General features: G+C 72.5%; 11 protein-coding genes. 5 read left to right on the top strand and 6 right to left on the bottom strand.

The window, feature by feature from the left end:
• The first annotated feature begins 225 nt into the window (after nt 1–225).
• The 3 genes from WMF29_RS18630 to WMF29_RS18620 all read left to right on the top strand — a co-directional run bounded on the left by WMF29_RS18630 (nt 226) and on the right by WMF29_RS18620 (nt 4181).
• Nucleotides 226–1020 (top strand): hypothetical protein, encoded by a 795-nt coding sequence (locus WMF29_RS18630; protein ID WP_437330130.1) that lies wholly within the window; start codon nt 226–228, stop codon nt 1018–1020.
• Nucleotides 1021–1444: 424 nt separating this feature from the next.
• Nucleotides 1445–2941 carry a pectate lyase family protein gene (locus WMF29_RS18625; protein WP_437330129.1) on the top strand — a complete coding sequence of 499 codons (1497 nt, stop codon included), beginning with the start codon at nt 1445–1447 and terminating at the stop codon, nt 2939–2941.
• Nucleotides 2942–3074: 133 nt separating this feature from the next.
• Entirely contained in the window at nt 3075–4181 is a 1107-nt protein-coding gene (locus tag WMF29_RS18620; RefSeq protein ID WP_437330128.1) for a vWA domain-containing protein, read from the top strand.
• A gap of 354 nt (nt 4182–4535) precedes the next feature.
• On the opposite strand, the gene WMF29_RS18615 is transcribed toward WMF29_RS18620, so the two are convergent.
• A complete protein-coding gene (locus WMF29_RS18615; protein ID WP_437330127.1) occupies nt 4536–4949 on the bottom strand; it encodes a hypothetical protein in 414 nt (137 codons plus the stop codon).
• On the opposite strand from WMF29_RS18615, the gene WMF29_RS18610 reads away from it, so the two are divergent.
• Complete coding sequence (locus WMF29_RS18610; RefSeq protein ID WP_437330126.1) at nt 4930–5673, top strand: pectate lyase; 744 nt, start codon at nt 4930–4932, stop codon at nt 5671–5673. The two genes, WMF29_RS18615 and WMF29_RS18610, sit on opposite strands and share 20 nt — an antisense overlap.
• Nucleotides 5674–5875: 202 nt before the next feature.
• Here WMF29_RS18610 and WMF29_RS18605 read toward each other — a convergent pair whose 3' ends face one another.
• Nucleotides 5876–6550 carry an HD domain-containing protein gene (locus tag WMF29_RS18605; protein WP_437330125.1) on the bottom strand — a complete coding sequence of 225 codons (675 nt, stop codon included), beginning with the start codon at nt 6548–6550 and terminating at the stop codon, nt 5876–5878.
• Nucleotides 6547–7536 (bottom strand): diguanylate cyclase, encoded by a 990-nt coding sequence (locus WMF29_RS18600; RefSeq protein WP_437330124.1) that lies wholly within the window; start codon nt 7534–7536, stop codon nt 6547–6549. Before WMF29_RS18600 ends, WMF29_RS18605 begins: the two co-directional genes overlap by 4 nt.
• Nucleotides 7537–7644: 108 nt before the next feature.
• Here WMF29_RS18600 and WMF29_RS18595 point away from each other — a divergent pair, with 108 nt between their 5' ends.
• Nucleotides 7645–8970 carry a sigma 54-interacting transcriptional regulator gene (locus WMF29_RS18595; RefSeq protein ID WP_437330123.1) on the top strand — a complete coding sequence of 442 codons (1326 nt, stop codon included), beginning with the start codon at nt 7645–7647 and terminating at the stop codon, nt 8968–8970.
• Between the two features lie 21 nt (nt 8971–8991).
• On the opposite strand, the gene WMF29_RS18590 is transcribed toward WMF29_RS18595, so the two are convergent.
• The 3 genes from WMF29_RS18590 to WMF29_RS18580 all read right to left on the bottom strand — a co-directional run bounded on the left by WMF29_RS18590 (nt 8992) and on the right by WMF29_RS18580 (nt 12956).
• Nucleotides 8992–9816 (bottom strand): hypothetical protein, encoded by an 825-nt coding sequence (locus WMF29_RS18590; protein ID WP_437330122.1) that lies wholly within the window; start codon nt 9814–9816, stop codon nt 8992–8994.
• 28 nt (nt 9817–9844) lie between these two features.
• On the bottom strand, nt 9845–11506 hold the full coding sequence (locus WMF29_RS18585) for a serine/threonine-protein kinase (RefSeq protein WP_437330121.1): 1662 nt from the start codon (nt 11504–11506) through the stop codon (nt 9845–9847).
• A 268-nt stretch (nt 11507–11774) separates the two neighbouring features.
• The gene (locus WMF29_RS18580; protein ID WP_437330120.1) at nt 11775–12956 is read right to left on the bottom strand and encodes a vWA domain-containing protein; all 1182 of its coding nucleotides are present in this window, start codon (nt 12954–12956) and stop codon (nt 11775–11777) included.
• Nucleotides 12957–12990 lie beyond the last annotated feature (34 nt).

Below are 12990 nucleotides of genomic sequence, written 5' to 3'. Positions count from 1 at the left end.
AAACAGGCGAAACATGCGAGGACTGCGAGCGGCGGGCGTCGCCCGCGCCTCGCGCAGGTGCGTTGATAGCGCGAGCCGCGGGCGGGCGGTATGGGGAAGCGAGCGGGCAGCGAGGCCCGCGCCCGCCCGGCGCCTTGACACGCTGGCGCCGAGCGGGTTCACGTAGTGTCTGGACGCTCGCCGCCGCGCGAGGGCGCGCGACGGCTCAGGGAGAGGGGCATCGAGATGCGAGACCTGAAGGGGATCGTCGAGGTGGAGCTGCTCGTCGAGGAGGGCGGCGGGCTCACGCCGACGCGGGAGTTTGTCCATCGAGAGACGACCTATGTCGAGGGGCGGTCGGGCCAGCGCTATGCGCTGCGCGTGCGGAACCTGACCGGCGCGCGCGTCGAGGTGGTGCCCACGGTCGACGGCCTCGACGTGCAGAGCGGCAAGGACGCGTCGTTCGACGCCCGCGGCCTGGTGATCAGGGCGCACGAGTCGTTCGATTTCACCGGGTTCCGCATCAGCCACACCGAGGTCGCGACGTTCCGATTCGGGAGCATCGAGCAGTCGTACGCCGCGCAGATCGGCAAGCCCCGCAACGTGGGTGTCATCGGCCTGGCGGTGTTCGAGGAATTCGCGCCCCCGCCGCCGCCACCACCGCCGCCCTTCACGCCACCCCCGCCGGCGTTCGGCGGGCCGCAGGGCGGCGGACTGCCGCCGCCGGCTCCGGGGTTTGGACCGCCCGCGCCCGCGCCTGCTGCTCCGCCGCCAGCCCCCGCGCCGGGCGCCGCGCCGGCCCCCGCGGCGCCGAAGGGACTCGGCACGACCTTCGGCGAGCGGCGCGAGTCGCGCATCACGTCGACGCAGTTCACCCGGGCGACACCCAAGCCCGCCGCCGTGCTGGTGATCCGCTACGAGCAGCGGGACGGGCTGAGGGCGCTCGGCATCGACGTGGACGGGCTGCACCAGCGCGAGACCGCCAGCCCCTTCCCCGCCGAGACCGGCTTCGCCAAGCCGCCGCCCGGCTGGAAGGGCTGAGCGCCGGCGGAGCTCGCGGCAGACGGCTGCCGGTCAACACGCGGTTGACACGGGAGCCGTCCTTGCTGTCAAGCACGTCAACCCGTGGTTGACGTCGCGGCGCCACGACGCGCCGCGATGAGGACGTCCACGCCACGAGCGCTGCGCAGCCCCCAGCCACACACGTGAGCCGTCGGCAGGCGGGTCCGGGCAAATGGCATTGTCGTTGCTGGTCTCGCGGCGCGCGAAGGAGGCGCGGCGCCGGCCTGGTTCGGCGGCCGCCACCTCACGCGCTACCCGGACTGCGCGACGGGCTGGGCTCGAGTCGCCTCGTGCGTGCATCCAGCGCAACGACGGTGAGCCGCGCCATGCGCCGTTGTCGCCCGCGGGAGCGCGGCGCCTTCAGCGCCCACGCGAGTTCTCTCGATTCGAAAGGAATCATCTCATGAAGGCCGCCGTCCTCTCGTTCGTCCTCCTCGGTTGCACGGGTTGCACGTTCCTGGGGGGTTGCTCCCGCGCAGCGAGCTCGCCTGGCCCAGGCGATGAAGCGGCCGGACAGGGCGGCGCCGGAGGTAACACTCCGGGCGCGGGCGGCCACGGCGGAGGAACTGCAGGCGCCCAGACCGGAGCCGGCGGCGCGCCGGGAGGCGGCGCGGATGCCGGCGGCTCCGCCACCACCGGCTCCGCGGGCGGCGCCGGCGGCTTCGTCGCCACCGCCGGCTCGGCGGGCGGCGCCGGCGGCTTCGTCGCCACCACCGGCTCGTCGGGCGGCGCCGGCGGCTCGGGGCCCGTCGATGGCGTGGGTACGATCCTCAAGGTGACGAACCTCGACGCCGACGGCCCGGGATCGTTGCGCGAGGCGATCGAGACGCGGGGGCCGCGCACGATCGTGTTCGAGGTCGGCGGGATCATCGACCTCGACAAGACGCGCCTCGACATCACCGAGCCGTTCGTCAGGATCGCCGGCCAGACGGCGCCCTCGCCGGGCGTCACGCTGATCCGCGGCGGGATGAAGATCCGCACGCACGACGTGCGAATCCAGCACCTCCGCTTCCGGATGGGCGACGCCGGGGCTGCGCCGGCGTCGGGGTTCGAGCCCGACGTCACGACGGACGGCGCCTCGGCGTACAACATCGTGATCGACCATTGCTCCGTGGCGTGGGGCGTCGACGAGAACCTGTCCGTCTCGGGCCCCCGCTTCGACGGTCCCGACGGCACCTCGCGCCGCGTCACCCTCAGCAACAACATCATCGCCGAAGGGCTCCTCGAATCCATCCACGAGAAGGGCTCTCATTCCATGGGCACCCTCGTGCACGACCACTGCACCGACGTCACCGTCGTCGGCAACCTCTACGCCAACAACAACGAACGAAACCCCTGGTACAAGGGGTTCGCGACCGGGGCGATCGTGAACAACGTCGTCTACAACCCCGGCAAATGGGCGATGCGCCTCGGCCCCGTCCTCAAGGAGTGGGAGAGCTCGGGCGTCACGCCGGAGCCGCCGAGGGTCAGCATCGTCGGCAACTACATGCGGCACGGCGCCAACACCTTGCCGGGCCTCCCCATGATCGGCACCAACTCGCTGGGATCGGCCTACCTCGAGGACAACATCGCCGTGGACGCCCTCGGCAGAGCGGCGCCCATCGCCTCCCCGGACATCATCGTCCTCGCCGAGAAGCCCGCGTGGCCCGACGGCCTCGTGGCGCTCCCCGCAGCGTCGGTCCTCGACGCGGTGCTCGCGCACGCAGGCGCGAGGCCCAGAGACCGCGACGAGGTCGATCTGCGCATCGTCGAGGACGTCCTGTCCGGCGACGGAATGTTCGTGAACAGCCAAGACGAGGTTGGGGGCTACCCGACGGCAGCGCCGGCTTCGCGACCGCTCGACGCGCCGACCGAGGACATCGAGGGCTGGCTCGATCGCCTCGCCGACGAGCTCGAATAGCAACCGTCGCCCGCGCCGTCGCCGAGCCCCGCAGCTCGTGGCCGCCGTTCGTGGCCGCTGTTCGTGGATGGAGCGCAGGCCCTGGCGCGGTGCTCGCGATGACGTCGCAAGGATTCAGCTTACAGGAGGCATCATGTTGAGAGCATCATCGATCTGTTCCGTCGTCGTGCTGGCGGCGCTATCGGGCTGTACGTCGAGCGACGAAGCCGGCAGCGGCAGCGGAGCGCCGGGCGCCGGCGATACCCCCGGGTACGGCGACGTCGGCGGTGGGGCCGGAGAGCCGGGCAGCGTGCCCGGAGACCTCGGCGCCGACGGCAGCGCCAGCAGCGCCGGCGGCGGCGTGGACTGCGGGCGGCAGAACTTCGACGTCGAGCGCAAGCCGGCCAGCATCCTGCTGGTCCTCGATCGCTCGGCGTCGATGCAGGACGATCCGAACGGAGACGAGGGCACGCCGTCGAAATGGGACATCGTCGTGCCCGCCTTGCAGGAGGTGATCGCGGCGACGAACGAGGCCGCCTCCTGGGGCCTGAAGGTGTTCCCGCAGGGCGACAGGACGGGTAGCTGCACCGAGGAGAGCTTCCCGCGCGACATCCTGATCCCGATCGCGGCAAGCAACGCCCCCACGGTGAGCCAGGCGATCTCGAGCACGACCCCCGAGGGCGACGGCACGCCGACCGGCGACGCCATCAACAAGGCGGTCGAGTACCTGCAAACGATCCAGAACGACGATCCGAAGTACATCCTGCTCGCGACCGACGGAGATCCGTCGTGCCCCAAGAGCGACTCGGACGAGCTCGCCGTGCAGGCAGTGACGGACGCGGCCGCCGCCGGCTTCCATACGTTCGTGGTCGGGATCGCGGCGCAGGCGAGCAAGATCAAGGCGCTCAACGGCCTCGCGGTCGCAGGCCTCGAGCCGCGCCAGGACCCGGATCCGGACGCGCCCAGGTTCTACCTCGCGGCAACGCAGGACCAGCTCGTGACATCGCTGCTGGCGATCACGGGAGAGGTCTCGACGTGCCTGTTCCCGCTCGGCGAGCCGCCGCCGAACCCGGACCACGTCGGGGTGTTCGTCGGGGAACAATCGATCATGCAAGACACAACAGGCACGGATGGATGGAATTACACGGGGCCAGACATGATGACGATCAAGCTGTACGGCGCTGCATGTGAGCAGGTGGCGAGCAGCGGCGCCGGCTCGGTCAAGGTCATCTTCGGCTGCAAGGACGACCCGATCTTCTGAGCTGGAGGGCGCAGCCTGCCGGGCGCTCCACTCGGCAGGCTCGCGACTCCGATCGCCGGGTCGCCCCCGCCCCATGCGCGCCCTCCCCCGGCGCTCCGCGGCGTGGAGCACCCGCACGTCAACCCGATCGTCAACCGGTGTCGACCGCCCGTTGACACGCCCACCCCAGCGCGCCTCCGCGCGATGCGCGATGTCCTGCCGCGCACCCTGGATCGCCGCTTGCATTCACCTCGACGAGCTCGACGCAGAAGCCAGCTGAGCGGCGCGAAGCGCGAGTTCCTGGTTGCCACCTCGACGGGTTGCGTCGAGGAGTCGACAGCGCCGTACAAGCGCTTCCGGGCCGCGGGTCGCCCATCATGATGCCGGAACGAGAGGTAACGAGATGAGATCTGGAATGAAGTCAGCTTTCACTTTGCTGTTCGTGCTCGGCGCCGTCGGAGCCATGCAGCTCGGCTGTTCAGACGACGCCGCGACGCCGGACGACGGCCAGGGAGGCAGCAGCTCGAGCAGCAGCAGCGCCGCCGCCAGCGGCGGGAGCACCAGCAGCACGGGCGTCGGCGGCGGAAGCAGCACCGCCGCGACCACGAGCAGCTCCAGCACGACGAGCGGCGCGACCACGAGCAGCTCCAGCACGACGAGCAGCTCCAGCACGACGAGCAGCGCGACCACGAGCAGCTCCAGCACCACGGCCGCGAGCACCACGAGCAGCGGCGCGGGTGGGGAGGAGCCCCTCGGCGACGAGCTCCCGATGGAGATCCCGACGCCCACGAACGGCAACGGCGAGATCAGGACGCAGACGACGGTGCTCAAGAACGCCGCCCACGGCGGGCAGGACGTCTACGACTTCAACAACCAGAAGATCGGCGTGAACAACACGGAGGACTGCGACGACGGCGAGGGCCAGAAGACCGTGTTCGAGGTCGAGGACGGCGTCACCGTGAAGAACCTCATCATCGCCGGCGGCCTCCCCGGCGGCAACGGCATCGTCTGCAAGGGCGACTGCACGCTCGATCACGTCTACTGGGAGGACGTCTGCGAGGACGCCGCGACCAACAGCGCCGACGGGGCGACGATGCGCATCAACAGCTCCATCGCGCTGCACTCGGCCGACAAGATCTTCCAGCACAACGCCAAGGGCGGCTCCACGACCATCGTCACGAACTCGTACATCGCCGACTTCGGGAAGCTCTGGCGCTCGTGCGGCGACTGCACCGCGAACGGCGGCCCGCGGCACCTGATCATCGACAACGTCAGGGTGGACCGCGTGAAGACGACGGTCGCGGGCGCGAACCAGAACTACGGCGACACGGTCACGATCACGAACCTGTACGTCAAGGGGGGCTACGACGCGGGCGACGACAAGCCGAAGATCTGCCAGGAGTACAAGGCCGTCACCGATCACATGGGCGAGTCCGAGAAGCTCCACGGCGGCGCGAGCCAGTGGGGCACCGCCACGTGCCGCGTGAGCAAGAGCGACGTGAAGAGCTGGTGATCGCGCGAGGGCGGCGCGCGCCGGCGTCGCTGTCCCTCGTTGCGACGCCTCCGGCGCCGACTGCCACGCTCCCTCCGGCGCGGACCGCCGCGCCAGCGACGACCACGCCGTCCCCCGACGATCCCCGCCCCCGACGATCCCCGCCCCCGACGATCCCCGCCCCCGACGATCCCCGCCCCTGATAACCCCTCGCGCAGCGCCGCTACGCGCCCGCGTCGAGCTTCCGGCGCAGGTTGTCGCGCGCGCTCGCCTCGAGGCGGGCGTGGAAGTACGGCGAGAGGAAGATCCGCTCCGCCGCGAGCAGCTTCTCGAAGAAGCGCCGCCGGCCTGCGGCGTAGAGCTCGGGCGGCACGGCGCTGTACTCCGCGGCGATCGCCCGGTCGTACGCGTCGAACACCGCCGCGTCGCTGCCCAGGATGGCCATGTCGCAATCGAGGAAGAGGGCCTCCTCGTCGCCGACGTCCGCCGGCCCGAGGGCCCCGTGGCGCGCCGTGAGCAGGATCAGCCGCTCGATGAAGCCCTCGTCGAGCCCCTCGCCGGGCAGCCAGCGCGCCACCGCCTCGCGCGCGAGCTCCGCGCTGCGCGCCTCGTTGTCGTGGCGGCCGGGCACGTACACGGCGTCGTGGAAGAGCGCGGCCAGGAACACCTCCCGCGGCCTCCGCCAGCCCACGTCGCGGGAGACCTCGCCGACCCGGCGGAGCACCTCGCTCACGTGCGCGAGGTCGTGGTACGCGCGCCCAGGCTCGCCGTAGGCCGCGCGCACCGCGCCCCACAGCGGCTCGGGCAGGATCAGGCCGTCCGGGGCCTCCGGCGGCGCATCCCCGCCGGCGCGCGCCTCGACCGCCGCGCCCGCTGCGCTCTCACCGTCCGGCCTCACGCGAGCACCAGATCCTCGGGGCGGAACAGCTCCCCGTCGTACGTGGCGACGCGGCCCTTCTCCGTGGCCTTCGCGTGGTTCTTCGCGAGGTTGGCGCGCCCCTGGATCTCGCGATCGGTCAGGAAACAGTCGACGTCGGCGACGCACAGCCCGGCCGAGATCGTCGGCGGCCGCTCGACGCGGCGGTAGCGGCGGCGGGCGAGCCGCTCCTGGAGCGCGCGCAGGAAGTCCACCGCCCACGCGCGCGTCGCGTTGGGCAGCGTGATCATGTACTCGTCGCCTCCGAACCGGTACGCGTGCCCGTGCGCGAAGACGTGCGCCTCGATGCTCTCCATGAACGGCGGGAGCACGTGGAGATCGACAGCGGTCTCGGTGTGCTGGACGTTGAACGCCTTGAAGTCGTCGATGTCGATGAACGCCACGGCGATCGAGGCGCCGCGCAGCGCGCAGCGCGCCCGGTAGTGCGCCAGATCGGGGAGGAAGAGCCCGGGCGCCTCGAGGATGTGGAACTTCTCGTCGTACTCGCGCGGCCGGAGCGGCGGCGCCTCCGGCGTCACGGCCTCGGCGTGCCGGATCGACATGTAGTCGGTGAGCTGCGGCACCTTGAGCGCGCGCGTGGCCGCGAACCAGGGCGCGGCCATCAGCTGCTCCAGCCCGTGGACCTCGCGCCGGAGGTGCCGGATCGTCTCGGCGTTCACGGCCTTCTGCAGCGGCTCCTCGATCGCCGTGGCGCTGTCGCGCCGGAGGTCGATCAGGATGCGCTTGAGCAGCGGGCCCTGCGTGTCGTGGATCTGCGCGTGCGGCGGGCGCAGCTCGAGCTGCCGCCCGAGGAGGCTCAGCTGTCCGATCAGCTCCGTCACCTCCGGCGGCTCGTAGCCGCGGAACTCCTGCCGGATCACGTCCGCCACGTCGCGGCGGAACGCGTCCGTGAAGCGGGTGACGCACTGGGACAGGATCTTGGCCTCGGACTGCGTGAACTCGAGCACGTCACGAGGATAACTCGGCGGCGGCGCGTCCAGCGCTCCGGGCGCACCGCGTGCTGGAAATCCGCCGAAAATTCGGAGATGCTGCCCCGTCCCCCTCCCGCGCGATCAATGCACGACCCCACCCGGACGATCACGACCCTCCGAAGCGACGCGGTCGAGCTCCCGGACCTGCGCATCCTCGTCACCCCGCAGAAGAGCCCGCCGATCGAGGCCACCCTCGGCGTCGCGCCGCTCGTGCTCGGCACGAGCGGCGAGTGCGACGTCATCATCCCCGACTCGCGCGTCTCGCGCCGTCACTGCCAGCTCCGGTTCTCGCCGCGCGGGGTCGTCCTCACCGACCTCGGCAGCAAGAACGGCACGTTCATCAACGACGTCCTGATCGTCGAGGGCTTCCTCACCCCGAGCGCCGTGGCCTCCCTGGGCGGCGTGCCCCTCACCGTGCGCGTCGGCGGCGCCCCGGTCGTCGTCCCGCTCTCCACGTCGGCCAGCTTCGGCGAGGCCCTCGGCAGCAGCGTCCCCATGCGCGCGCTCTTCGCCCGCCTCGAGCGCGCCGCGGCCACCTCGGAGACGATCCTGCTGCTCGGCGAGTCCGGCACCGGCAAGGAGGTCCTCGCCCGCGCCATCCACGAGGCGAGCCCGCGCAGCGGCGGCCCCTTCGTCGTGTTCGACTGCAGCGCCGTCGCCCCGAACCTCATCGAGGCCGAGCTCTTCGGCTACACGAAGGGCGCGTTCACGGGCGCCCAGAGCGCGCGCGCCGGCCTGCTCGAGGAGGCGAGCGGCGGCACGCTCTTCCTCGACGAGATCGGCGAGCTGCCGCTCGATCTCCAGCCGAAGCTCCTGCGCGCGCTCGAGGCCCGCCAGGTGCGGCGCATCGGCGCCGCCGCGTACACGTCCTTCGACGCCCGCGTCATCGCCGCCACGCACCGCGATCTCCAGGGCCGCGTCGCGTCGGGCTCGTTCCGCGAGGATCTCTACTACCGGCTCGCCGTCGTCGAGACCGTCGTGCCGCCGCTGCGCGAGCGCAAGGAGGACATCCCGCTGCTCGTCGAGCGCTTCCTCGCGGCGCAGGTGCCGCCGCGCTCGCTCGCCGACCTGCCGCCGAACGCGCTGGAGCTGCTCCGCGGGCACCACTGGCCGGGCAACGTGCGCGAGCTCCGCAACACCGTCGCGCGGCTCATGCTGTTCCCGCACCTCGCCGAGGAGGCGATCGTCAAGGTGGCGCCGCGGCCCGCCGACATGAGCGTCGGCCAGTTCGCCGCGCTGCCGCTCCGCGAGGCGCGCGACATGGTCGTCGAGCAGTTCGAGCGCACGTACATCGCGATGAAGCTCCGGGAGAGCGGCGGCAACGTGGCGCGGGCCGCCGCGTCGATGGGCGTCTCCCGGCAGCTCGTCCACCGGCTGATGGAGCGCTACGGGATCCGCAGCAAGGGCTGACGGGGCCGCGCGGCGCGGCGCTCAGAACGCGCCGCGGAGCGAGAGCCCGGGGCCGCCCGGCGAGAAGGAGAAGCCCGCGACCGGCGCGGCGGGCGCGACGGGATCGAGCTGGAAGTAGAGCACCGCGCCCAGGCCGGCCGCGAGGAACCCCACGCCCGCGGAGATGGCGCCGGCCTTCCACGTGAGATCGATCGCCTCGACGTCCTCCGCCGGGCATCTGGGCGCGCACCGCGTGCGGAGCTCGCTCCGGTCGAGGTGCCCCTTGACGCCGAGGACCGCGCCCACGCCGAGCCCCGCCGCGCCCACGCCGACGAGCACGAGCGGCCAGCGCTGCCGCACCCGCGGCGCGTCGGCGCCGGCCGCGGGGCGCGACGGCGCCGGCGCAGGGAAGCGCACCGCGATCGGCAGCGCCTTGTCGCCCGGCGGCACCGTGACCACGGTGACCACCCGCGTCCCCGCCGCGTCCTCGAAGGTCAGCGTATGGCGCCCGGGATCGAGCTCGACCGGGTCCTTCGGGAGCGCGTCGACGAGGGGCGCGCCGTCGAGGAGCACCCGGACCCGGCCCGGAGCGTGGCCGTCCGCGGACGTGGCCGACAGCGCGACGCTCGGCATGTCGCGCTCGACCTGCTCGCTCCAGCTCTGGCAGTCGCGGGCGAGCGTCGCCGGGCACGAGCTCACGCAGACGCGGAGCTCGGCGCGGGCGCGCAGCAGCGCCCTGTCGCGGAGGAGCTGCTGCGCTTGCTCGTACGAGGCCGCGCACGTCTCTCCCACGCCCTGAGCGCGGGCGCGTGAGCCCGCGAGGAGCGTGACGGCCGCGGCGAAGGCGGCGAGGAGGCGCCCTTTCATCGCGGCGCAGGCTACACGCATCCGTCGTTCACAGGCACTCTCGCTTGATCCGCCGGATGCCGTTGGCGTCCAGATAGTAGGGCGGCACGCAGCGCGACCGCGGCCGCGCGCTGCGCGCGGGGGACGCGGCGCGCACGCCCGCGGCGCGATCCGGCGCGGCGGCGCGCGCGGCCGGCTCCGGCGCCACGGCGGCGCTCGCGGAGGCCCCCGGCGCGGTCGCGGCCGGCGCCGGCGCCGGCGAGGCCGCCGATGCGTCGGGCGCTGCCGACAACGCCGCCGGCGCCTCCGCAAGGACCTCCGGCGCCCCGACGCTCACGGCAGGCGCCGCCACCGCCGGTGGCGAGGCGGCGGGCAGCGAGGACTCGCCGGCGCCGGCGCGCCCGTCCTGCGGCGCATCGGGCCCTGGACGCACGCTACAGCTCCTGCCGAGGGCCACGGCGAGCACCAGCGCGCTGGCCCCGAGCGCGAGCGTGGAGGCGCGGACGAGCTGCGCGCTCGCCAGCCGCGGCGGCGCCGCAGCGGCGACCGGCGTCGCGAGCGCCGACGCCGCGGGCCGCGCCATGTCCTCGACCGTCCTCGTCATGGTCGGAACCGTCACCGAGGTCCGCAGCGCGCGCCCGCGGCCGCCAGACGGCTGCGCGAGGCGCGCCTCGACGTCCCGCGGCGGCGCGTCGTCCACGGCGGCGGGTCTCGGCGCTGGCGGCGTCGGGGCCGCGCTCCGCTGCGACGTCTCGATCGCGGCGAGGCTCTTCGCCCGCGCCTCGAGGAGCGTCCCCGCCGTCGCCTCGACCCACGCCCCGACAGCGCGCGGGCTCGCCGGCGGCAGCGCCTCCTCCAGCGCAGCGGCCATCTCCAGCGCGGTCGCGTAACGCCGGGAGGGATCCCTGTCGAGGCCGCGGAGCACCACCTCGTCGAGCGCCTTCGGCACGTCGCCGTACACGCTCGGCGGCTGGACGACGCCCTCGAGGATCCGCCCGAAGATCTCCGCGTCGCACTCCCCCGTGAACAGCCGCCGTCCGGTGAGCACCTCCCAGAGGACCACGGAAGCGGCGTAGATGTCGGCGCGGCGGTTCAGGGGGGCTCCGCGCAGCTGCTCCGGCGCCATGTAGCTGAGCTTGCCCTTGAGCTGCCCGACGCGGCTCACCTGGCTCCGCACCGCCGCCCGCGCGATGCCGAAATCGAGCACGCGCGCGATGCCGTCCTCGCCGACGAGGATGTTCTGCGGCGACACGTCGCGGTGGACGATCTGGAGCGCGGCGCCCTCCTCGTCGGTCGCCTCGTGCGCCGCGTGCAGGCCCGCGAGGGCGCCGGCGATGATGGCCGAGCCGATCGGCTGCGGCACCTGGGCCCCTCGCCGGCCGGCCTCGCGCAGCAGGCTCGAGAGCGATTCGCCCGCGATGTACTCCATGACCACGAAGAGCTCGTCGTCGGCCTGCACGCTGTCGAGCGTGGTGACGACGTTCGGGTGGCGGATGCGGACAGCGAGCCGCGCCTCGTCGAGGAGCATCGACGAGAACTCGGGGTCCCTGGCGAACTGCGGGTGCAGGCGCTTGATCGCGACGGTGCGGGCAAAGCCATGCGCGCCCACGAGCCGCCCGAAATGGACGGAGGCCATCCCCCCGGAGGCGATCACGCCATGGAGCGTGTACCGATCGAGGGTCCGCCGCTCGCGCTCCTGAGCAGGTGCCATGGTGGCTCTGTTCTACAACATCTCGGCAGCGTTGCTGGACGGTAACCTGCGCGCCGCGCCGGCGTCAGGCGGCCAATGACGCCGGGCAGCGGAGAGCGCTCGACGCGGCAGATGGGTGTCTGACCGCCCCTGCCGAGGTGGGACCGGTGGAGATGCAACTGCGTGTGTCCACAGTGTCAACTCACGGTTGACATGGATCAGCCAGGCGGCGCGCGCGCCGGTAGGCGAGGCCGAGCGCGCCGCGCGGCAGGGGTGCGACGGCCTGCGGTTACAGGGGAACCTCGATCACGCTCTCGCAGGTGAAATCGACGCTCAGCTTCGCCACCACGTCCGCCTGGACCGTCGAGCAAGCGTCGACACAGAGCACGATCTGCGTCGGACTCGCGGGCTCGTCGTAGCGCCAGGCGCCCTCGGTCGAGCAGCTCTGGTCGTACACGAGCTCCGTCGCCGCGCTCGATCCGCTCGTGTAGAGCACGCGGACCTTCTCCTTGTCGAAGGTGCTCCCGTCCGGCGGGAGCGGGATCGCCATGGTGCACGAGACCGAGGCGCCGCGGATCCGGTCGACCGCCGCCTTGAAAGCGGCCGTGGTCTGCGAGGGATCGCCGGTGTCGATGAGCACGGCGCGCTCCGTGCCGCCGGCCGCGGCGATCTCGTGCAGGTCGTCGAGGGTGTCCGGCCTTCCCTCGATCGGCGGGTTTTCGACCCCGATGACGTAGGTCGGGACGCCCTCCGCCAGCGCCGCCCGAGCGTCGGCCACCACAGCGTCGATCGTGTCGGAGGCCTCGTCGCAGCCCTGCGGGTAGCCGTCCGTCACGAGCACGATCGCGTATTTCCCGGGGTTCTGCTGCCGCTGCGCCTCGATGAACGCGCTCGTGCCCCGCATCACCCACGCGGTCGGCGTGCCGCCGCGCCAGTCGTCCGAGCTCTCCGGCTCGATCGCGTCGATCGCCTCGGTGAAGGCCTCCGAGGGGAGCGGCGTCAGCGGCACGTCCGGCGTCGCGTAGATCTCGGCCGAACACTTGTCGTCGTCAGCGGGAAAGAACGAGAGCGAGGCCGTCAGCCCTTCGGCCCCGGGATCCGAGAAGAACTGCTTGGTCGCAGCGACGACAGGATCCCACTTGAGCGACTTGTCGTGCCAGTCCTTGTCGCCCTTGCCCATGCTGCCCGAGACGTCGAACGCGAACGCCAGGTACACGGGCTGGAGCGATGCCGCCGCCGTCTGGGTGGCGCACGCTCCGCCTCCACCCGTGGGGCCGGCGCCTCCCACGCCGCTCGATCCGGGCCCGATCTCGCCGCCGATGTCCAGCGAGCCCCCCTCGCCGGAGCCGGAGCCGACGCTTCCTCCGGAGCTCGCCCCCTCAGCTTCTCCCCCGTCGCTCGGGCTGCTGCTGCATCCGAGCCCGACCGCAGCCACGGTCAGCACCGCCATGGCAACCATAAGCAATCTCATGCCTCGACTCCTTGCACCACCGCGCGCCGGCACC

This window comes from Sorangium sp. So ce381, from assembly GCF_051473845.1.
GTDB classification, from domain to species: domain Bacteria; phylum Myxococcota_A; class Polyangia; order Polyangiales; family Polyangiaceae; genus Sorangium; species Sorangium atrum.
The sequence above is the reverse complement of the archived record's forward strand: the minus strand, read 5'-3'. Positions and strand labels throughout refer to the sequence as shown.

Coding starts and splice junctions, on each gene's coding strand:
- WMF29_RS18580 (WP_437330120.1), bottom strand. CDS start 12,956: ATGAGATTGCTTATGGTTGCCATGGCGGTGCTGACCGTGGCTGCGGTC.
- WMF29_RS18590 (WP_437330122.1), bottom strand. CDS start 9,816: ATGAAAGGGCGCCTCCTCGCCGCCTTCGCCGCGGCCGTCACGCTCCTC.
- WMF29_RS18630 (WP_437330130.1), top strand. CDS start 226: ATGCGAGACCTGAAGGGGATCGTCGAGGTGGAGCTGCTCGTCGAGGAG.
- WMF29_RS18595 (WP_437330123.1), top strand. CDS start 7,645: ATGCACGACCCCACCCGGACGATCACGACCCTCCGAAGCGACGCGGTC.
- WMF29_RS18620 (WP_437330128.1), top strand. CDS start 3,075: ATGTTGAGAGCATCATCGATCTGTTCCGTCGTCGTGCTGGCGGCGCTA.
- WMF29_RS18610 (WP_437330126.1), top strand. CDS start 4,930: ATGGAGATCCCGACGCCCACGAACGGCAACGGCGAGATCAGGACGCAG.
- WMF29_RS18585 (WP_437330121.1), bottom strand. CDS start 11,506: ATGGCACCTGCTCAGGAGCGCGAGCGGCGGACCCTCGATCGGTACACG.
- WMF29_RS18625 (WP_437330129.1), top strand. CDS start 1,445: ATGAAGGCCGCCGTCCTCTCGTTCGTCCTCCTCGGTTGCACGGGTTGC.